The sequence below is a fragment of the Acinetobacter haemolyticus genome (genome assembly GCF_900406815.1).
In the GTDB taxonomy this organism is placed as follows: domain Bacteria; phylum Pseudomonadota; class Gammaproteobacteria; order Pseudomonadales; family Moraxellaceae; genus Acinetobacter; species Acinetobacter haemolyticus_A.
In genome coordinates, this window is record NZ_OVCN01000001.1 from 15,810 (window position 1) to 37,362 (window position 21,553).

Sequence of the window (21,553 nt, forward strand, 5' to 3'; positions counted from 1 at the left end):
TCGTCAGAAGTTATGCAAGGTCTAATTGAGAGTCGGATTTACAATACTGATCATGAATCGATTGTACTCGTTTTGCTTTGGGATGAGTCATTTGACTACCAAATTGTGCCACAAATCTGCACGATGCATAATTTTTAGATTGTCGCTCGTACTCACGAATCCAACTTTCTCTGAGTGCCATGCGCTCCTTGGGTATAGGCCAGATACCTTGCCTTAAACGTTCTATACCTATTCGCCATGGTTTAGGGCTTACTCGGGCGCGGAAGCAATTTTGATTTTTGCACATCAGGTCATAATTGGGATCGGCATAAATTGTTTTAAAAAACGATTGAACCTGCTCACCTCGAGGTTCAAAGATTTGATGCATAACCAAAATCCGATAACCATTAGGCGTGCGATAAACACGCAAATGCCATGTGGGGTAATTTGTTGAGAATATTCTAATTTTCTCTAAAGCTTGTTGTTCAGGTGTGCCTTTGAGTTTTTGTTGGAGCTTAAATATCCATTTTGTAATCGTGCTCGCAAGTAAAAGTGAAAAGACTAATCCAATACCAAATATGAACCAAGAAGAAAAATAGACTGCGCCTAAACTGCTGCAAGCCAGCAATACAAAGAAAACGATTAGATACAAGTTGGAATGAGGCTGAGTAATAAAATCAATATCAGCAAATAATACATCAGGTGTGTTTAGACATAAGACACCATAGCTGTTACGCGTAATAATCACATCATCGTACTGGGTGATAATTTCCTCTCGAATAGGTAAGCCTTCTGCGCCGTTATAAGCGACTTTATGGTCAATACGTCGAATCTTTTTATTGATTTTAAGTTGTTCGAGCGCCTCTTGAACACGTTGCTCGGCATGGTGCTGAGCAGTTTCTAGACTTTCATCAGACCAACCAAAGCGTTTAATCGTATATTGGCGACCTTCAAATTTAATTGTTGTTTTAGCTTCGGCCCAATATTTGGGAATAATCATTTAAATTTCCTTTTTTATTAATTAAATTTGTTGTTTTACACTTAGTCAGCAACTTCTTTAGGAATTTGCCAAAATACCATCGCAGTAATGATATTAATACAACCTAAGGCAATGAGGGCTGCATGAAAAGCACTGGTCACAGAGGCAGTTGGATAATGCTGACCAAAGAGGTTGATCAATGTTCCAGCCAGAGCGACCCCGATACTCATCGACAGCATCATAATCATGGACAAGAAACTATTGCCACTACTAGCATCATGCTGCGGTAAATCTTTTAAAGTCAGCGTATTCATGCCGACAAATTGTAAAGAGTTGAGCGTCCCAAAGATAAAGAAATGCAACACTTTTAGCCACAACGGTGTGTCCGTAGTCATCAGTGAAAAACTGGCGATACATAAACCCACTAATACGGTATTGGTCAGTAGAAACCGACGATAACCGACACGTTGAATAATCGGACGAATAATCGGTTTGGAAAATAAGGATCCTAGTACCAAAGGAATCATCATTAAACCTGTGATAAAGGGTTCAAAACCAAAGGCGACTTGTAGCATCAGGGGCAAAATAAAGGGAATTGCATTGCTTCCTAAACGCGCAAAGAAATTGCCTAAAATGCCGATTGAAAAAATTTTGTAGCGGAACAATCGTCCATGAAATAAGGCATTCTGATGGTTATGTGCATGATACGCATAGCCAAGCGTTGCTAAAGATCCGATTACCAGTAGACTGATGCTGATCCAGCCAGAATATTGTGGCGCAGCGATATTTTCAATCCCAAGCGACAGACCCACCATAGCAATCATCAATAAGATAAATCCACCGAGATCAAAGGATTTGACGGTTGGTTCTTTTTGATTTGGCATGACTTTAAGCGCCATGATTACCCCAAGCACACCCATGGGGAGGTTAATCAGGAAAATCCAGTGCCACGTGGCAACTTCGACTAACCATCCACCCAAAGTCGGCCCCATCAAAGGACCTATGAGACCAGCCAGACTCATTAAACTCATTGCTGAAAGAAATTGGCTACGTGGAATAATTTTAAGTAAAGCCAAGCGTCCAACGGGCATCAATAATGCGCCGCCCATCCCTTGAATAACACGACAAATCAAGAGTTGATTTAAGGTCTGAGACAGACCACAACCGAGTGATGCCAGACTAAAAATCACCATAGCAGCAAGATAAGTATTGCGGATACCAAAGCGGTCTGCCAACCAACCACTTAATGGGATAAAAGCAGCAACTGATAGGACGTAGGCAACAATTACCCCATGCATTTGTAATGGATTTTCATTGAGCTGAATTGCCATCACAGGAATCGCCGTATTGACAATCGTGGTATCCAAGGCCTGCATAAAAAAGCCGATAGAAACCAATAGCACCAATAAACGAAATTCAGGCTGTACGGCTTGATGAGTGGTTGTTGTCATGAGTGGTGACGTATGAAATATCAGCTTTAGTTTAATAGAATTGTATTTGAAATAAAGCCCAAAATTGTCAAAGACTCGTCATCGAACTGACATGAAAATGTCATCGTATTTGCACCTCAAATGACTAGATTAGCTCTACAAAATAAAATCTATGGAATTTGATCATGAAATTTAAGATTTCAGTGTTATTCACTGCAATGCTGTCAGTGGGGTTGGTGGCGTGTAATGATGATGACAAAACAGAAAAATCATCAAATCCTGATCCTAAACCTGAAGTAGTAGAGCCTACACCAGAGCGAATTCAGTTGAGCTTTTTAAGCCGATATGAATCAGGTGTTTTTGGAAAGAGTGCAGCTGAAATTCCTGCCTATGACCCTGCGACAAAACGTGTTTTTGTGGTCAATGCTGAGCTGGGGGCATTAGATGTACTTGATCTTGCTGATCCAGCTAAGCCAACTTATTTACAATCACTAACTGTTGATGACATCGCGGAAGGTGCAAAGGTGAATAGTGTCAGCATCCAAAATGGCATTATTGCTTTGGCTGTTGAAGCTGCGAATAAAACAGATCTTGGTTTTGTTGCCTTTTATCAAGCCAGTGATCTTAAACGTCTGAGCCATGTACAGGTGGGTGCTTTACCCGATATGCTGACGTTTACACCAGATGGGAAAACAGTGTTGGTGGCCAATGAAGGTGAACCCTCTGATGACTATCAAACCGATCCAGAAGGTTCAGTCAGTGTGATCAATGTGACTGATATCAGCAAGCCAACAGTCAAAACTGCTGATTTTAAAGCGTTTAATAGTCAAAAAGATGCGTTACTTGCCAAAGGAGTTCGTATTTTTGGACCGAATGCGACAGTCGCTCAAGATCTAGAGCCAGAATATATTGCAGTTTCGGACGATGGTAAAACTGCTTGGGTTGCGCTACAAGAAAATAATGCGATCGCGGTTTTAGATATTGCGACGGCAACGGTGACTTCGATTGAAGCAATGGGATTCAAAGATCACGGGCTTAGCGACAGTGGTTTTAAGTCGATGCTGGATCCAAATAAAAACTCAAGTAATGCTTTGGATGTGAGTGATTTTGACGGTAAAAAAACAGTTCAAGATATTATGATCAAGGCATGGAATGGACTTAAAGGGATTTATCATCCTGATGCGATTGCTGCTTATACTGCCGCGGATAAAAAAACCTATTTAATTTCTGCAAATGAAGGTGATGCACGTGCATGGGGTGAAAATACAGCCGAATATTTTGGGCTAACTAAGCTGAAAGACTTTGAAAAGAATAAATTGCAGCGCTGTGACAATGACAATAGCAAAGGATTTGTTGAAGAGTGGCGCGTAAAACATCTCGTGCACAAGGATGGTTTTGATCGCCGTTGTGCCGATGATCTTCCTGCACAATTACGTGATTTAGCTGCTGGTGCGCACCTGAATCCGACCACTTTTGCCTACTGTGGTGCGAGCAAAGGTGATGCTGGTAACTGCCGAGATGACAAGCAATTGGGCCGTTTAAAAATTACCTGGACACAAGGTTACCAAACTGAAAATGGTAAACCTGTGTATTACTCAAAAGCTGGCGATAAAATTGGTATCAATGGTAATCCACTTACCGATTATTTGATGTACGACGACTTGTACCTGTTGGGTGGACGCTCATTCTCAATTTGGGATACACAAAATCAAGTTAAAATCGCTTATGACTCGGGTGATTTCATTGAACAATATTTGAATAGTGATCAATGTAAACTTGGTAAAGCACGGAATATTCCATGCCAAGATTGGTTCAATAGCAATCATGAAAAAGGCAACACATTAGGCGGACGTAGCAGCAATAAAGGACCTGAACCTGAAGGCTTGACGATTGGCAAAATTGGCAACAAACAATTCTTGTTCTTAGGACTTGAGCGTATGGGTGGGGTCATGGTATTTGATGTCAGTAATCCTAAACAGCCAATTTTCCAAGATTATTTAAATACACGAGAAGTATGGGATCAGGCTGATCCGTCGACGGCATTGTCTGCACATGGTGATCTTGGACCAGAAGGTCTAATCTTTATCTCTGCCAAAGACTCGCCAAATGGCAAGCCACTATTGGTTGTGGGTAATGAGGTGAGTGGTACCACTAGCATTTATCAAGTAAATCTATATTAAATTTAGACATAAAAATGCGGATCTAGATTGATCCGCATTTTTTATAGGTGATGTTTAAACTTCAATGTGTGTTGGTGCATTGAGGTTCTTGATGACATTAGAGATTTGTTCTGGGTTTTCACAAATAATAATTTTGGCGCGATGCTGTGGTGGTAGGAAGCCTTCTTCAACAGCATGATCGAGCTGGGCGATTAAAGCATCATAAAAACGATTTACATTGTAGATAATCATTGGTTTCTGATGTTGATTCAATTGTCCCCACGTGGCAATTTCTAAAATTTCCTCGAAGGTACCCAATCCGCCCGGTAAAGCGATAAAAGCGCTGGCACGTTCAGCCATTAAAGCCTTACGTTCATGCATGCTTTGAACAATGTGCAATTCGGTCAGTTGGTTATGTGCAATTTCATAATCCAACATAAATTCAGGAATAACACCAACGACTTCACCACCATGCTCTAGGACGGTATCTGCAACTTGGCCCATAAGTCCGATACTTGCTCCGCCATAGACGATACCAAAGGATTGATTGGCAATATGTTGAGCCAATTCAATGGCAGTGTCACGATAAATAGGCTTGTTACCTGTGCGGGAGCCACAGTACAACGCGATGAGAGGTTGGGTTGTCTTTATAGGAGTAGATATAATCGTTTTCTTTTCAGTCATTATTAAAACACTATTCATTTGGTTTATTTTTACCTTATCATTTTCATTGTGCTTGTCTAGTTTAAATCACAGATATGACAGTTTTATGCACATTTCGCATACAAAGTATGGAAGCGTATTGCGTAATGAATTGCAAAAAACATCCCTATAAAAAATGATGAATTTTATTTTGTTCTTGCCTATACTGAAAATCCGTTAAGTAAAAAATGTACTTCTATGAGTAGTGGTTGTTGTCACTCCGCTTTGATATTTTATATTTCTAAAAAAAATGTTTTGGCTGCCAATGCCGATCTTTTCAATCAGCAAATCCATGCCGATCTTTATGATTCTGTAGGGGAGTCACATCTATGATTTTTGAATGGATGTCTGATCCCGCAGCGTGGGTCGGTTTGGCGACTTTGGTGGTGCTTGAAATTGTACTGGGTATTGACAACCTTGTTTTTATTGCAATTTTAGCTGAGAAGCTGCCTCCTGAACAACGTAATGCCGCACGTAGAATTGGCTTGATTCTCGCATTATTGATGCGCTTAGTCTTGCTGGCCTCCATTGCTTGGGTGGTCACCTTAACAGCGCCATTATTCCATGTTTTTGATCATGCCTTTTCAGGACGAGACTTGATCTTATTATTTGGTGGGGCGTTCCTTTTATTTAAAGGGACTATGGAATTACATGAGCGTATTGAAGGTAAGCAGGCTTTAAGACAGGAAAATCCTGTACATGCTGTGTTCTGGGTCGTAGTGGTTCAGATCGTCGTACTTGATGCGGTTTTCTCGTTGGATAGCGTGATTACAGCTGTTGGTATGGTGAAAGATCTCTCGGTGATGATGATCGCAGTCACGATTGCGATTGGTATTATGCTGATTGCTTCTCGACCATTAATGGATTTTGTAAATAAACATCCAACCGTTGTGATTCTGTGTCTTGGCTTTTTGATGATGATTGGTTTCTCATTGATTGTCGAAGGCTTTGGATTCCATATTCCAAAAGGTTACTTATATGCCGCAATTGGCTTCTCGGTTTTGGTCGAGGCGGTCAATCAAACCATGCGACGCAATCAAGAGAAATTGGTAACGACCACGGATTTGCGTTATCGCACTGCTTCTGCGGTGTTGCGAATGCTCGGCAATAAAGGCATTAACAGCGATAATCAACACAAAGAAACAGAAGATGTATTGGCAACACAGGCCTATGCCAAAGAAGTGTTTGATGAAGATACAGGCGTTTATCACAGTGTCTTAGTACAAGGTGTATTAGGTTTGTCTGAGCGCCCAGTGAAATCGGTGATGACGCCACGACCAGAATTGGAGTGGTTGGATCTCGATGCAGATCCAGCTGAATTAAAAGAACGTTTAATGGTAATGACCCATTCACGTTTAATTATTGCTCGCGGTGAATTGGACAATATTGAAGGTGTTGTTCTTACTCACAAAGTGTTAAATGAATATATTGAAACAGGAGCAATTGATTTCGATAAACATTTACGTGAACCTGTGATTGTGCATGAAAATGCACAAGTTCTCATGGTCATGGAGCAACTGCGTCAAGCACCATTGCAAATGGCGATCGTACTCAACGAATACGGTTCGATAGAGGGGATTGCAACACCAATTGATATTCTTGAAGCGATTGCTGGTGAGTTCCCAGATGAAGATGAATTAGAGGCAGCGGCTGAAAGTCTAGAAGATGGCTCACTTTTATTGGAAGGCTCAACGGATATTCGACACGTTTCACTTTTGTTGGCGAAAGATTTGGTGGATGAGAGTGAAGAATACTCAACATTATCCGGGTATATTTTATTCCATCTAGGGCGCTTACCTGAAAATGGTGAAGCGGTGGAAGCCGATGGATATTTATTTGAAGTGGTTACAATGGATGGGCACAAAATTGAAAAAGTGCGTATTGTTGCTAAAGAAAAGCCTGAGCGAGGTTGAGCAAACATTTAAGTATGGCTTAGACGTATAACGTTAGAAAGCAAGGCTTTGTTCTATTGTATTGATAAGTGACGAAAGCTTTTTAATAAGATGAATCGCTTAACTGTAATTAGAATAGTAAATAAGTTAAATAGCCCTAGGGTTTGGCCATCGTGACATGATGATGGTTTTTACTCGGGCTATTTTTATTTGAGAAAGAAACATGACACTGTTAAAGAACTGTCCATGTGGACGCGGCTTATATGTAGAATGCTGTCAACCGCTTCATTTAAAACAGCAAGTTGCTGAAAGTGCTGAGCAATTGATGCGCTCGCGCTATAGCGCCTTTGCCCTACAGCAAATTGACTATATTTTGGAAACAACGGCTCTGGGACAACAAGCATTGTTAGATCGAGAGGCGATTGCTGATTGGAGTCAGTCTAATCAATGGTTAAAATTAGAGGTGCTTCGACATCAACCCAAGCTCGATAAAACACATGCATTGGTTGAGTTTAAAGCGCATTACTGTGATAAAAATCAGGATGGAAAACAGCCACATATTCATCATGAAGTTTCGCATTTTGTCTTGTATCAACAGCGTTGGTATTTTCTTGATCCTACTTTAGATATGCAAATCACCATGAAACAAGCATGTATTTGTGGCTCAGGGAAAAAATTTAAGCAATGTTGTGCACAATTCATCTAAGTTTGTCTTAAAATAGCGCACACTTTTCCGCCTTGTTTAAGGATTCAGGCAAATGTTACTCACCGTGATTTATATTATTGCCATTACTGCAGAAGCAATGACAGGTGCACTGTCAGCAGGCCGCCGTAGTATGGATTGGTTCGGTGTGACATTGATTGCTTGTGTGACTGCTTTGGGCGGTGGTTCTGTACGTGATGTTTTATTGGGGCACTATCCTTTAACTTGGGTCAAACATCCTGAATATTTGGTTTTGACCTGCATTGCGGCTTTTGTGACGATTATTATTGCCAAATGGATGCGTCATTTACGCAATATCTTCTTGGTACTCGATGCACTTGGTTTAATTGGTTTTACCATTATTGGTTGCCAGATTGCTTTAGAAATGGGACATGGCTTTGTCGTCTCGGCAGTTGCTGGCGTATTAACGGGGGTCTCAGGTGGGATCTTGCGCGATATTTTGTGTAATGATGTACCTTTGGTATTCCGCCGTGAGTTATATGCCAGTATTTCTTTTGTTGCGGTGATTTGCTATTGGGTGTGTTTACAGTTAGGGCTTGGTCTCGAGCTGACTGTGATTGCAACTTTAGTTTTTGGTTTCTCACTACGTTTGATCGCGATTTATTTTGGTCTGGAAATGCCAAAATTTATTTATAAAGATGATGATGCGGAGTCGGCTTCTTCGACGGATGAGCATTGATTAAGAATTACCTCAATTGAAGGTGATCATATGTTAAAAAGAATTAATATAAGTACTTATCACTATCATTCGGTCGAAATAGATGGTTATGTACCCTTTGATATTCATTTCAATGAAAAATCTCCAGATTTGTATTGGAGAGGCGGTAATGGCCATACGTCTTTAGTTGAAATCGGCCTTTTAAAGACTGGTGAATTATCAACAATTACATTAGTTAGCTTTAGCTGTCATAAGCTGATTCAAACAGGGAAGAATTTGTCTTCTAGTGATTTAGCACAAGTATATTTACCAATTTTTGATGTGTCATCTTGGTTGAATGATTCGGATGATTTTTCTAGCAGGTTTAAGGATGCATTTGATACAGAGTTCCAATTATTCATGGGTAAAAATTATATTGAACTCGTATTTTTACCTTTAGAAAATACAACTGAATATGTGCGTGATTGTAATTTCAGTTTTGGCTTTAACGTTAATAATGAATTGACCTACTTGCAAATCTTGAATATTGATGAAGTTAAAATGAAATTATTCAGAGAAAGTCTCTGATTTGATAGCTGAAAAGTTGGTTCAGTACCTTATTCAATTACAAATTCTCCGAACAAGACGCCATTTGACGTTTAAACAACAACAAGGGCTTGTCACAACGCTTGCATCCACATAGCATACAAAATATTGACGATAACAAATAATTTTGGATGAATCGCTGAAATGACCAGCCTTGCACATCATGCAACCGAAAACCGTTCCGTAGCTGAATTCACAGAACAAGCTTACCTTAACTATGCCATGTACGTGATTATGGATCGTGCATTGCCGCATATCAGTGATGGTCTAAAACCTGTACAGCGTCGTATCGTTTATGCGATGAGTGAGCTCGGTTTAAAATCGACAGGTAAACCGAAGAAATCGGCACGTACCGTTGGTGATGTACTCGGTAAATATCACCCACACGGTGACTCTGCTTGTTATGAAGCAATGGTGTTGATGGCACAGCCATTCAGCTATCGCTATCCATTGGTTGAAGGTCAGGGTAACTGGGGTTCACCTGATGATCCAAAATCATTTGCAGCAATGCGTTATACCGAAGCTAAACTCTCAGCGTATAGTGAACTATTACTGAGTGAGCTTGGGCAGGGTACCAGTGAATGGCAAGATAACTTTGATGGTTCAATGAAAGAACCAATCACGCTGCCTGCTCGTATTCCGAATATTTTACTTAACGGCACAACGGGTATTGCGGTCGGGATGGCAACCGATATTCCACCCCATAATCTACGTGAAGTGGTGAAAGGAACGATTGCGCTGATTCGTAATCCTGAAACTACAGATGAGAAATTGGCTGAATATATTCCCGCACCAGATCTGCCAACCAAAGCAGAAATTATTACCCCACCTGAAGAATTGTTAAAAATTCAAACCACAGGTCGTGGTAGTTACCGTATGCGTTCGATTTATACGGTAGAGAAAAATGAGATTGTGATTACTGAACTGCCTTATCAAGTTTCAGGGTCAAAAGTGATTACTCAGATCGCAGATCAAATGATTGCGAAAAAGTTACCTTTGGTCGCAGATATTCGTGATGAGTCAGATCATAAAAATCCAACGCGCTTGGTGATCGTCCTCCGTTCTAATCGTGTCGATGCTGAAACGGTGATGAGTCATTTATTTGCAACCACGGATTTAGAATCAAGCTATCGTGTCAATCTCAACATGATCGGTGCTGATGGTCGCCCACAGGTAAAATCTATTCGCCGTATTTTGTTGGAATGGATTGAGATTCGTAAGCAAACCGTGACACGTCGCTTGCAATATCATTTAACCAAGATTGAAAAACGTTTACATATTTTGGCAGGACTTTTGATTGCTTATCTCGATATTGATACGGTCATCCGTATTATTCGTGAAGAAGATCAACCAAAACCTGTGTTGATGCAGCATTTTGGGATTGATGAAATTCAAGCCGAAGCGATTTTAGAACTCAAACTACGCCATTTGGCTAAACTTGAGGAAATGGAAATTCGCCGTGAACAAGAAGAGTTAGAAGCAAAAGCGGCAGTAATTCGTGAGCAATTGGCAAATCCTGAATCATTGAAAAATTTAATTATTACTGAACTGAAAGAAGATGCGAAAAAGTTTGGTGATGATCGACGTTCGCCGATCGTTGCCCGTGCTGAAGCGGTACAAATTCGAGAACAAGATTTGATGCCAGCTGAAACGGTCACGGTTGTATTGTCAGAAGCAGGTTGGGTCCGCGCTGCGAAAGGTGCGGATGTCGATGCTGCCAATTTAAACTATCGTGCAGGTGATCAATATCTCAGTCATGCTGTGGGTAAAACCAATCAGCGAGTCTACTTTTTAGATCAAAAGGGTCGAAGCTATGCTTTGCCGATTAGTAGCTTACCTTCGGCGCGAGGTTTAGGAGAACCGTTGAGTTCAAAACTTTCACCTGCAAGTGGTGTGTCGTTTATTCAAGTCTTGGTCGAAGATGATGCGAATGAATTACTGGTGGCAAGTTCGAATGGCTATGGTTTCAAAACTCAAGCAACACAGTTAGATACCAATGCCAAAGCAGGTAAAGCTTTCCTAACTGTGATGGAGAAGGCAAAGGCATTACCATTGTTGCCAATTCAGCAAGCAACGCATGTTGCAATCTTGAGTTCATCGGGTCGTTTACTGATTATTGATTTAGCAGAACTTCCAGTTCTGAATAAAGGTAAAGGTAACAAGTTGATACAACTTGATGAAAAAGAGCAAATTTTATCCATGACAACGCTGGCATTAGATGAAATAATCCAAGTCGCTGCAGGACAACAGCACTTAAAACTGAAGGGAGATGATCTCCAAAAATATCTAGGAAAAAGAGCAACAAAGGGCCAACTTTTACCACGGGGATATCAAAAAGCAAATAGACTCTTCATTCAGAGATAGGGCTAGTATTCTGTGATATAAATACGTTATATATGACGATGTATTCATATTGTTTGGATAGATGAACAGGGCAATTCAAAAAGTTAAAAAAAATGTTTTGCCATGGAAAGTAACGTTGTTACATTTTAAGGATTACCACTCGGAGATAATGGCATTATGGAAAAGATTTGGTTTGCAGAATACCAAAAGACAGGAATTCCAGAAACAGTTGAACTGCCTGCTGAAAACACCTCACTTGTTGATATTTTTGAACGCAATTTCCAAAAATTTGGGTCACGTGATGCCTTTATCTTTATGGATAAAGTTTTAACGTTTAATGAATTAGAAGTTGCTAGTCGCAAATTTGCAACGTATTTACAAAGCTTGGGGTTAGCAAAAGGAACACGTGTTGCGGTGATGATGCCGAACGTTTTCCAATATCCAGTAGTTGCATTGGGCGTATTCCGTGCGGGTCTGGTACTTGTAAACGTAAACCCACTTTATACAGCGCGTGAATTAGAGCATCAATTGAATGACTCTGGTTCAGAAGTGTTGGTGATCATTGAAAACTTCGCAAGTGTCTACCAAAGCATTATTGGTAAAACACCAGTGAAACATGTTGTTGTTGCAACTGTTGGTGACATGCTTGGGACTTTAAAAGGGACGATCGTTAACTTTGTTCTACGTAAAGTACGTAAGCAAATCCCTGCATGGAGTATTCCGGGTCATACCAAATTTAATACTGCATTAAACAAAGAAAACCCAAGTAACTATAAGCGTCCAAGCTTAACCTTGAGTGATACAGCAGTACTTCAGTACACAGGTGGTACTACTGGTGTATCTAAAGGTGCAGAACTTACTCATCGTAATTTAGTGGGTAACCTTTTACAGTGCGAAGCAATATTCTCAAGCAAATTTGGTGCATCTGATAGTGAAAAAGGTGATCGTATTGTTTGTGCATTACCGCTTTATCACATCTTTGCATTCATGGTTTGTGCAATGTACGGTATGTACAAAGGTCAAGCAAACATTTTGATCCCGAACCCACGTGATTTACCTGCGGTTATTAATGAGCTACGTAAATATCGCCCTTCTTTCTTCCCAGCGGTAAACACTTTGTTTAATGCATTGGTAAATAACGAAGAATTTAAGCAACTTGACCATAGTAACCTTAAGATGGCGATGGGTGGTGGTATGGCAGTATTGCCATCAACTGCTGAAGCTTGGAAAAAAGTGACAGGTACAATCATTATCGAAGGTTATGGTTTATCTGAAACTTCTCCTGTTGCAACTGCAAATCCACCAGCAACAACTGAATTCAGCGGCACAATTGGTATTCCATTGCCATTGACTGATGTTGCGATCTTAGATGATGATGGAAATGAGCTTCCTCAGGGTGAACAAGGTGAGATCTCAATTCGTGGTCCTCAGGTCATGAAAGGTTACTGGAATCGTCCTGATGAAACTGCAAAAGTGATGACTGCTGACGGTTTCTTCCGCACAGGTGATATCGGTATCATGGATACACGTGGTTACTTCAAAATCGTGGATCGTAAAAAAGACATGATCTTGGTTTCTGGCTTTAACGTATATCCAAGTGAAATTGAAGAAGTCATTGCGCAACACGAAAAAGTATTGGAAGTTGCTGCGATTGGCGTTCCTGATGAAAAATCAGGTGAAGTTCCAAAATTATTTGTTGTGAAAAAAGATGATTCTTTAACAACAGAAGAAATTCTTGCTTTTGCGAAAAAGAACTTAACAGGCTATAAATGCCCACGTTATGTTGAATTTATTGACGAGTTACCAAAGTCAAATGTAGGTAAAATTTTGCGTAAAGATTTACGTAAACCTGCTTAATACTTTAATGGTCAACACCATCTAAAAAAATGCCGTAATTCAGATTGCGGCATTTTTTTTTAGATCTTCTAGTTTGATTTTTTCATAAGCCAGCGATCAATATAAGGGCGACCAATGCCGACGATACCCACAAAAATAAACATCGTAATTAACTGAAAGCGCAATCTAGTTATATCAAAGCCATTGAAACTAAAGTAGTTATCCGAAAAAACATAGAGCACAATAATAGTTAACCAGTGCCAAAGCGTGAGGCGTTTAATTCCAACGGCATAAAAAGCGATGGTTAAAATCAAAAATGTACCTAATGTTGATTGCCAGTTAAGATTTGCACAGATCACACTCAATAAAAATGCAACGATAGGCAACACAATTTTTAGAATACGATCAACTTTGAGTTGGTGTTGACGTTGTTGTGCGAGAACATCCAACATTTCTTTTTGATCTTGGTTTTGCATAAACGGATCCTAAAAATAAAACAACGAGACTTTATTCAGCTTAGACTGCAGTCCATACAGAACCGCAAAAATGCTTATCGAACAAGTACAAATGAAAGTTTAAGTTATGATAGCATGATGAGACGAACTTCAAAGATGGATGTCAACGCATGCAAGGTATTAACGGTATTATATTGATTATTATCATCGCATGTTTATTACCTTATGTTTTTACCTTGATTGCAAAATCAACGGGTGGTTTCCAAGCCAAAGACAATCAGAACCCTCGTGAATTTTTAGCAAAAACCACAGGTCTTTCCGCTCGGGCAAATGCAGTTCAACAAAATAGTTTTGAAAGCTTACCTTTGTTTATTGCTGCGATGTTGATGGCAGAATATATGGTGATTCCTGAACGCTTTATTTTGGCGTTGGGATGGGCTTATATTGTTTTCCGAGTCATTTATGGAATTTGTTATCTCGCAAATTGGGCAACTTTGCGTTCGATCATTTGGCTCTTTTCTATACTTTGCCCAATTTTATTATTTGTGATTACCATAAAAATCACTTAAATCAAATGGAATGTAAAAATTCATTCGCTCTAATACCAATATACAGCATCATTTTGCTGGTATTCACGTTATAATCTGACCGATTTTTTATATTCAATTCACATATACGAGTGTTGATATGAGTTATAGCAATATTCCTGCGGGCAAAGACGCACCAAATGATATTTATGTCATTATTGAAATTCCTGCGAATGCAGCACCAATCAAATATGAAATCGATAAAGATTCAGATGCATTATTTGTAGACCGTTTCATGGGTACAGCAATGTTCTACCCAGCAAACTACGGTTATGTACCAAATACATTGTCTGAAGATGGTGATCCATTAGACGTACTTGTTGTAACTCCACACCCTGTTGCTGCGGGTTCTGTGATTCGTTGCCGTCCAGTCGGTAAATTGAACATGGAAGATGACGGTGGTATCGATGCGAAATTGATCGCTGTTCCACATGAAAAATTATCTCCACTTTACAAAGACGTTCAAGAATACACTGATCTACCACAACTATTGATCAGCCAAGTTGAGCATTTCTTTGCTCACTACAAAGATTTAGAGCCTGGTAAATGGGTTAAAATCAGTGGTTGGGAAGGTGCGGATGTTGCGAAAGCAGAAGTACTCAAAGCCATCGAAGCTGCTAAAAAGTAAGACTTTGAGGTTGCAACCAGATGTTATGATTTAACTATCTGGCCAATAAAAAACTCCATTCAACTGAATGGAGTTTTTTTATGTATAGCTTCTATTCTATGAATTAGAAAAACTTCACAGGAATATCAAGCCAGATACGCCATTCGTTGGTATCGCCGATATAAGCATTTTCATATTCATTGCTAGCACGGTAGTAAGAGTGACGTACACGTAAGCTCGCATCTTTCGCAAAACCTGATTGAACAGTGTATTTCACTTGGTTAAAGAACTCACGTTCAGTTGCATTGTCTGCTGTGCGTACACGGCCTACAACGGTATTGCCAGATGTAACCGCTGTATTGGCATCAATATCCCAACCATAAACAAATGCTGTAGTCCAACTTAAGCCCGGTACCCCAAAGCTTCCAAAATCAAGGCTGTACTGGAGTTGAGCTGATTTTTCATCGTTACCAATGAAATCAGAAAGGTATGAGTTTGGCAAATGAATGGTTTGATGGCCATCTCCAACGCCTTTACCAAGTCCATAGTCATAACCTGCATTACCACTATTTTGTTGATAAGCAAGCATTACTGTGTGTGGACCAGTATTGTAAGTGGTTGAAATTGCCCAGATAGAGTTCTGGAACTTATCATCTGCTGAGCCAATATAAGAGTACAAACTGTTATTTGCTTGGCGATCCCAATCAGTATGGTATCCGCTGAAATCATAGGTCAATGAGCTATTATTTGCTAACGCTTGCTTGTAATTCACGTTTACATAATGGCGTTCTAAGCGATCTTTAATATCTGTACCAAAATAAGCTGTATTGAGTTGCTCATTAACTTTGTACTTCGCACCCCAAACGACAGCACGATCCAACTCATTACCATCAGATTTGATTTGATCTGAGTATTGGTTCTTAGTGAATTTACCCGCCGTTACTTCAAGACCGTCAATCTCGCGGCTTGTAGCTAATACACCTTCAAAGTATTCAGGTACTAAACGTGCAGTGTTGCTTGAAAGAACAGGGAGATCAAGGAGTTGAGTACCATAGGTAACAGTTGTATTTGAAACACGTGCTTTTACATAACCGCCACCACGTACCCAATGATCATATGCTGAACCATCTGGGTGCTTAGGAATCATGCCGTTACCAGCATTGTTGTTAGAGCCTAGTTTGAAAGATGCATCACCAATGATACCAGCCCCGAATCCCACAATGCCTTGAGTAAAGCCTGAATCTAGCTTAACGATTGCAGTTTGTGCGTATGAGCTCGTGTCTTCTTTGCCGTGTTTTTTGTCACGAGTTAAATAACCAGTACGGAATAAAACGTTTCCATTCGCATCTTCAACAAATCCTTTTGCTTCGCTTTGTTCGCTTGCATATGTTGAAGTGATTAACGCAGCATTAATTAATACCGCTAAAGTAAGTTTCTGTGCCTTTGGCATAGTTAGCCTCATAAAATAAATTAATTTGGGAAGAAACCGAAATTTTGACCAATTGTATAAGTTATACATAAAAAAGATAGATTTTTATTAAAATATTTTAACTAATTTTAAATAGAATACTTATAAAATATTATGATTTATTTCTTGTTTAAAAAGTAGTCTAAATAAAATTAAGTATATGAATATGTTGTATAAAAAACTATATATTGGTCGTAATATTGTGTGGTATTTTTTGATTTTATTCAGCATATAATGTGTGATTAAGGTATGTATTTTCTCTTTAAATTTAATGATTTATTTATTTTTTGGTTAAAAAGTTATCGATTTGATTTGCAAAAAATTACATCCCGACGAATGGTATCTTTTCATTAATAAGAGGGCACTATCCCTGCAAATCCAACTAATACCTAGATATGCACTTTTATTGCGCATTTTTGATATGTGGAATATATAACTTGGATTTCAAGCATTTTAGTAGCGTGCATTTTTTAATGGTGCATCTTTATTGTGCAATAAACGACCTGAAATTGTTTATTGCTTCTAAATTGATCATAAAAAGTTGGGAAATCATGTGTTTTAGAGCGGTTGTGACACATTGTTGTACTTGTAACAGCACTTTTATGGGACAGACGCTATATTTTATAAGAAAAATTTGAAGTTGGCACAGCATTTGCTAATTACATTCTGATGCAATTTAAAACATAAATCAGTCGAATATCCATCATGGGGGAGATCAATATGATGAAATTTGCATGTAAGGCACTTGTACTTAGTATGGTTGCTGGACTATCAACAGTAAGTTTCGCTTCAGAAGATAACGCACTTGCTAAAAGTGGTTTAAGCTTCTCTGGAAGTGCTGCGTTAACAACCGATTATCGTTTCCGTGGTATCACGCAAACGGAAAATGATCCAGCGATTCAAGGTGGTTTTCAATTAGATCATGAATCAGGTCTTTATGCTGGTGTGTGGGCTTCAAATGTACATTTTGGTTCAGATGATCCAACTCATTTAGAACTTGATCCATACATTGGTTATGCAACAGAGTTACCACTTGCTGGTAAACCTACTTTAGATGTTGGTTTATGGTATTACGGCTATCCAAGTTCATCTGACTTAAATTGGTTAGAAATCTACGCGAAACTTGGCTTTGATAATGCAATTGTGACTGGCGATAACCTATTGGCGGCAGTGAACTATAGCAATGATGTAGCAGGTACAGACGAAGATGGTTGGTATCTAAATCTTGCTTATAGTGTTCCTTTTGCTGATACTGGTTTTGGCGGTGTCGCAAGTGTAGGTTATACCAAAGTAGATATTGATGATGCTTTCAATGGAAAAGACAACTATGTTGACTGGAAAGTTGGTGTAAGTTATGACTTTAAATCAATTGAAGGTTTTAGTGCTGAGTTAGCAGCGATTGGTACCAATATTGATACTGATGAGTTAGCAAAGTTCGAGAAGCGTGGTGTAAAAACTGGTGCAGTCTTTACATTAACTAAGAGCTTCTAAGCTTTTTGAGTTTTAAAAGCAGAGCAACGGCTCTGCTTTTTTATGTCAGAATTTTTGTTGAAAAAATATACTTTATGTGTTTTCAGATTTTGCTCAACTAAATGATCAGCCAAGTAGAGCTTTAAATCCGATTTGTTATTGAAAAATAAGAATATTTTAGATTTAAGGCATGCATGTATGTTCCATTATTTTGCTATTTAAGTGTGAAACGCCCCATTAAGTTCTAAACTGCTTCAGTTTGGAGATCTCCTTCAAATCAAAATAAGATTTTTTAGATTAAAAAACTTTAAATTAGGTATTTTTTTATTTAAGTTGTTGTTTTTAATCTAATTAATTTGTTTGGCATAGCATTTGCAAATTACACCATGATGCACTTTTAAACTTAAATCATTTGAATGTCTAAATCATGGGGGAAATCAATATGATGAAATTTGCATGCTCAGCTGTTGTTTCAGGGGTTGTTGCAACAGCATCAACTTTTACATTTGCGGAAGAATCGAAGCTTCCATTTCCTGGCTCGATTTCAGGAAATATTAGTGTTGTATCAAGTTATAACTTACGTGGGATGACCAATTCACCTGAAAGTGATACACCTGCGATTCAGGGTGGGCTTGATTATACGCATGACAGTGGATTTTATCTGGGCTACTGGTTTTCAACATTGACTGCTGCTTATGCTGACTTTAATACTTCACCAGATTATGTGCCTCAAGAGAAAAAATCATTCGAAAATGATTTTTATGCTGGATATAAAGGGAAAATTACTGAGAATTTAGGCTTTCAAGTGGGCGGGACCATTTACTATTACTATCCGGGATGGGAATCGACAGGTTATGAAGCAATTGTCGGATTAAGTTATAAAGATCTCACTGTAACCGCACAAACGCTTTTGAATAATGTGACTTTTGGCAACAAAGGTGATACCTACTTCTTGGCAACTTATACACCAAAGCTACCAGGTGGGTTCACAGGGAAAGCACAAGTTGCAGCGTATTATTATGGTGACGATGATGAGTATTTAACCTATCAAGCCAAAGCTGGTGATGTCACAAAAACAGATTTTGCGTTCCGTCATGCAACCTTAGGTGTGTCACATCCATTAGGTGAGACGGGGGCAACCTGGAGTTTGGATTATATTTTTGGGGGTTATACGCGTGATGAAACCAAACATAAGAATAAAGTCGTTTTAGGCTTAGGTTACGCTTTTTAATGATAAGAAGAATTGAAGCGACCTGAGGGTCGCTTTTTTAGGTGTATTTAATTTGAATTGCCTCGATAAGATAAGGCTTCTGTTAAGTGACTGCTTGAGATAATTTCACTTTCTGCTAGATCTGCAATGGTTCGAGCAACGCGTAGTACCCGATGGTAGGCACGTGCAGAAAGATTCAAACGTTGTTGTGCCATTTCAATAATTTTGGCAGAGCTTTCATCTAAACGAGCGTATTGTTCTAATCGTTTTGGTGAAAGTGCTTGGTTTAAGCATTGCTGTCTATCGATTTGTTGGTGATAGGCTCTGATGACGCGTTTGCGAACGGTTGCAGAGTCCTCACTTGCTGTTTGATCTTGCAATTCCTGTGCTTGTAATGGAGGAACATCGATATGAAGATCAATACGATCTAATAATGGACCAGAAATACGGTTTTGATAGCGCTGAATGCTTTCGGGTGAACATTGGCAACGACTATCTTGATTAAATGCATAGCCACAGGGACATGGATTCATAGCCGCGATAAACTGGAAATTGGCAGGAAAAGTCATCTGTCTGGCAGCACGGGAAATCACAATCTCTTTCGATTCTAGGGGTTGGCGCAATACTTCAAGAACTTTGCGATCAAACTCAGGGAGCTCATCCAAAAATAACACGCCTAAATGGGCCAGTGTAATTTCACCAGGTTTGGGTTGTGAGCCGCCTCCAACCAATGCAATTGCAGATGCGGTATGGTGTGGCGCACGAAATGGGCGCTGTCCAAAATGATGTTGTGCATTTGCGACGGAATAGATGCTGGCAACCTCTAAATTTTCCTGAGCATTGAGCGGTGGTAAAATAGAAGGTAAACGTGAGGCAAGTAAGGTTTTTCCTGTTCCAGGTGGACCTTTGAACAGTAATGAATGACCACCTGCGGCCGCAATTTCGAGTGCACGGCGAGGGCGAAGTTGCCCCTTCACATCTGCAAGATCAAATTGATATTGTGAGCTGTTGATATTTTCTCGTTGTGGTGCAGCACTGAGCTTGGTGTTGCCCAAAAAATGTGCACAAACTTCTTGAAGATGTTGAGCCGCATATACTTCGAAGTTTGGGAGTTGACTCGCTTCATCTAAGTTTGCAGTCGGGAGTAACATACGATGCTTGGCTTGCTGACAGGCCATTGCTATGGTCAATGCACCAGAAATTGGGCGTAAATGACCATCAAGTGCTAATTCACCAATAAATTCAAACCCATCCGTACATTGTTCTGGTAATTGCCCTGATGCAATCAAAATACCCAGTGCAATGGGCAAATCTAGGCGAGACCCATCTTTGGGTAAATCTGCTGGCGCCAAATTAATAGTTAAACGTTTGGTTGGAAACAAGAATCCACTGTTGATAATTGCTGAACGAACACGATCTTTACTTTCTCGGACAGCAGCTTCGGGTAAACCAACGATGGTCAAAGAGGGTAGCCCTGAACTGATATGAACTTCGACCTCGATTTGAGGCGCATGTAGCCCCAATAATCCCCTCGTATAAATTTTTGCAAAAGACATTTTATTGTTGTTCCATTGTGGTGCTTTATTTTTAATCATTTTGAGGTGCTTTTTGCACCGAGTTGGTGCCTATTTTTTGTTCTGCACCATTTCCTCTAAAGTTTTCATTTGCTGCTGTAATTCGGTGAGACGTTGATTTGCTAAATTTAGGGCTGTTCTTTGGCGATCGAGCTCTTGTTTAGAAACCAAATCTAATTTTTCGATACTTTCATTTAACAATGCTCGCAAGTTTTTTTCCAAGTCTTTTTTAGGTTGATCAACTTGCTGCAAAATCGCTTGTAAAAGAGTTTCAATCATAAAGTGCTCAATAAGTTATGTATATTTGCTGCTCAGTGTACCACTGCTTGTTGGAATCCTCTAGCACTGCTGAGCAGCTTGGGATGTGACTGAGAAATCTAGTTAAATCTTGGCAAATGATACTTATTTTCTATTGATGATCTACTTCTATTCGCTTAAATAGGTTATAAAGAAGCCATATGTCCAATATTTAAAAACCCCCAACCTTTGAATATTGGCATGAAAATTGAACATAAAACCTTACTGGTGAAAATAAGCCGAAGGAAAACACACATGAAGCTTGTAACTGCAATTGTTAAACCATTCAAGTTAGATGATGTGCGTGAAGCACTCTCTGATATTGGTGTTCAAGGGATTACCGTAACTGAAGTCAAAGGTTTCGGGCGTCAAAAAGGTCATACTGAATTGTACCGTGGTGCTGAGTATGTGGTTGATTTCTTACCGAAAGTAAAAATCGAAATCGCGATTAGCGATGAGATGGTTGATGCGGTTATTGAGTCAATCACTCGTGTCGCAAGCACTGGAAAAATTGGTGACGGGAAAATCTTTGTCACGAATTTAGAACAAGTTATCCGTATCCGTACGGGTGAGACTGGACCAGATGCTGTCTAAATTG

Annotated in this window: 19 protein-coding genes; 12 read left to right on the forward strand and 7 right to left on the reverse strand. The window is 39.5% G+C overall.

The window, feature by feature from the left end:
- Positions 1 to 10: 10 nt before the first annotated feature.
- Positions 11 to 979, reverse strand: coding sequence for a hypothetical protein (locus DK207_RS00085; RefSeq protein WP_109439491.1), 969 nt, complete (start codon positions 977 to 979; stop codon positions 11 to 13).
- Between the two features lie 41 nt (positions 980 to 1,020).
- Positions 1,021 to 2,409: a multidrug transporter subunit MdtD gene (gene mdtD / locus DK207_RS00090; protein WP_109439492.1), complete on the reverse strand. Its 1,389-nt coding sequence runs from the start codon at positions 2,407 to 2,409 to the stop codon at positions 1,021 to 1,023.
- Positions 2,410 to 2,573: 164 nt separating this feature from the next.
- Here mdtD and DK207_RS00095 point away from each other — a divergent pair, with 164 nt between their 5' ends.
- Complete coding sequence (locus tag DK207_RS00095; protein ID WP_109439493.1) at positions 2,574 to 4,568, forward strand: choice-of-anchor I family protein; 1,995 nt, start codon at positions 2,574 to 2,576, stop codon at positions 4,566 to 4,568.
- 54 nt (positions 4,569 to 4,622) lie between these two features.
- Here the strand turns inward: DK207_RS00095 and DK207_RS00100 are convergent, their stop codons facing one another.
- The gene (locus tag DK207_RS00100; RefSeq protein ID WP_008942400.1) at positions 4,623 to 5,249 is read right to left on the reverse strand and encodes a TIGR00730 family Rossman fold protein; all 627 of its coding nucleotides are present in this window, start codon (positions 5,247 to 5,249) and stop codon (positions 4,623 to 4,625) included.
- A 329-nt stretch (positions 5,250 to 5,578) separates the two neighbouring features.
- On the opposite strand from DK207_RS00100, the gene DK207_RS00110 reads away from it, so the two are divergent.
- The 6 genes from DK207_RS00110 (at position 5,579) to DK207_RS00135 (ending at position 13,308) form a co-directional block, all read left to right on the forward strand.
- The gene (locus DK207_RS00110) at positions 5,579 to 7,162 is read left to right on the forward strand and encodes a TerC family protein (RefSeq protein WP_109439494.1); all 1,584 of its coding nucleotides are present in this window, start codon (positions 5,579 to 5,581) and stop codon (positions 7,160 to 7,162) included.
- Between the two features lie 202 nt (positions 7,163 to 7,364).
- The gene (locus tag DK207_RS00115; RefSeq protein ID WP_004637533.1) at positions 7,365 to 7,847 is read left to right on the forward strand and encodes a YchJ family protein; all 483 of its coding nucleotides are present in this window, start codon (positions 7,365 to 7,367) and stop codon (positions 7,845 to 7,847) included.
- A 52-nt stretch (positions 7,848 to 7,899) separates the two neighbouring features.
- On the forward strand, positions 7,900 to 8,544 hold the full coding sequence (locus DK207_RS00120) for a trimeric intracellular cation channel family protein (RefSeq protein WP_075316358.1): 645 nt from the start codon (positions 7,900 to 7,902) through the stop codon (positions 8,542 to 8,544).
- Positions 8,545 to 8,574: 30 nt separating this feature from the next.
- Positions 8,575 to 9,090 carry a hypothetical protein gene (locus DK207_RS00125; RefSeq protein WP_075316357.1) on the forward strand — a complete coding sequence of 172 codons (516 nt, stop codon included), beginning with the start codon at positions 8,575 to 8,577 and terminating at the stop codon, positions 9,088 to 9,090.
- Between the two features lie 162 nt (positions 9,091 to 9,252).
- Positions 9,253 to 11,472 carry a DNA topoisomerase IV subunit A gene (gene parC, locus DK207_RS00130; protein WP_005087876.1) on the forward strand — a complete coding sequence of 740 codons (2,220 nt, stop codon included), beginning with the start codon at positions 9,253 to 9,255 and terminating at the stop codon, positions 11,470 to 11,472.
- Between the two features lie 156 nt (positions 11,473 to 11,628).
- Positions 11,629 to 13,308, forward strand: a complete 1,680-nt coding sequence (locus DK207_RS00135) for an AMP-binding protein (RefSeq protein WP_004637539.1) — start codon at positions 11,629 to 11,631, stop codon at positions 13,306 to 13,308.
- 68 nt (positions 13,309 to 13,376) lie between these two features.
- On the opposite strand, the gene DK207_RS00140 is transcribed toward DK207_RS00135, so the two are convergent.
- Positions 13,377 to 13,763: a hypothetical protein gene (locus DK207_RS00140; RefSeq protein WP_109439495.1), complete on the reverse strand. Its 387-nt coding sequence runs from the start codon at positions 13,761 to 13,763 to the stop codon at positions 13,377 to 13,379.
- 149 nt (positions 13,764 to 13,912) lie between these two features.
- Between DK207_RS00140 and DK207_RS00145 the strand changes: the two genes are divergently transcribed.
- Both DK207_RS00145 and ppa read left to right on the forward strand, forming a co-directional pair.
- Positions 13,913 to 14,311: an MAPEG family protein gene (locus DK207_RS00145; RefSeq protein WP_109439496.1), complete on the forward strand. Its 399-nt coding sequence runs from the start codon at positions 13,913 to 13,915 to the stop codon at positions 14,309 to 14,311.
- 118 nt (positions 14,312 to 14,429) lie between these two features.
- The gene (ppa, locus tag DK207_RS00150) at positions 14,430 to 14,957 is read left to right on the forward strand and encodes an inorganic diphosphatase (RefSeq protein ID WP_109439497.1); all 528 of its coding nucleotides are present in this window, start codon (positions 14,430 to 14,432) and stop codon (positions 14,955 to 14,957) included.
- Between the two features lie 103 nt (positions 14,958 to 15,060).
- Here the strand turns inward: ppa and DK207_RS00155 are convergent, their stop codons facing one another.
- Positions 15,061 to 16,386, reverse strand: coding sequence for an OprD family outer membrane porin (locus DK207_RS00155; RefSeq protein WP_109439498.1), 1,326 nt, complete (start codon positions 16,384 to 16,386; stop codon positions 15,061 to 15,063).
- Between the two features lie 738 nt (positions 16,387 to 17,124).
- Between DK207_RS00155 and DK207_RS00160 the strand changes: the two genes are divergently transcribed.
- Together DK207_RS00160 and DK207_RS00165 are read left to right on the forward strand one after the other, a co-directional pair.
- Positions 17,125 to 17,895, forward strand: coding sequence for a TorF family putative porin (locus DK207_RS00160; RefSeq protein WP_109439499.1), 771 nt, complete (start codon positions 17,125 to 17,127; stop codon positions 17,893 to 17,895).
- 421 nt (positions 17,896 to 18,316) lie between these two features.
- Entirely contained in the window at positions 18,317 to 19,105 is a 789-nt protein-coding gene (locus DK207_RS00165) for a TorF family putative porin (RefSeq protein WP_100834288.1), read from the forward strand.
- Between the two features lie 47 nt (positions 19,106 to 19,152).
- On the opposite strand, the gene DK207_RS00170 is transcribed toward DK207_RS00165, so the two are convergent.
- Together DK207_RS00170 and DK207_RS00175 are read right to left on the reverse strand one after the other, a co-directional pair.
- Positions 19,153 to 20,640, reverse strand: coding sequence for a YifB family Mg chelatase-like AAA ATPase (locus DK207_RS00170; RefSeq protein WP_109439668.1), 1,488 nt, complete (start codon positions 20,638 to 20,640; stop codon positions 19,153 to 19,155).
- A 69-nt stretch (positions 20,641 to 20,709) separates the two neighbouring features.
- Entirely contained in the window at positions 20,710 to 20,937 is a 228-nt protein-coding gene (locus tag DK207_RS00175; RefSeq protein WP_004637578.1) for an accessory factor UbiK family protein, read from the reverse strand.
- Between the two features lie 273 nt (positions 20,938 to 21,210).
- Here DK207_RS00175 and glnK point away from each other — a divergent pair, with 273 nt between their 5' ends.
- On the forward strand, positions 21,211 to 21,549 hold the full coding sequence (glnK, locus tag DK207_RS00180) for a P-II family nitrogen regulator (protein ID WP_000780326.1): 339 nt from the start codon (positions 21,211 to 21,213) through the stop codon (positions 21,547 to 21,549).
- The last annotated feature ends 4 nt before the right edge of the window (positions 21,550 to 21,553 follow it).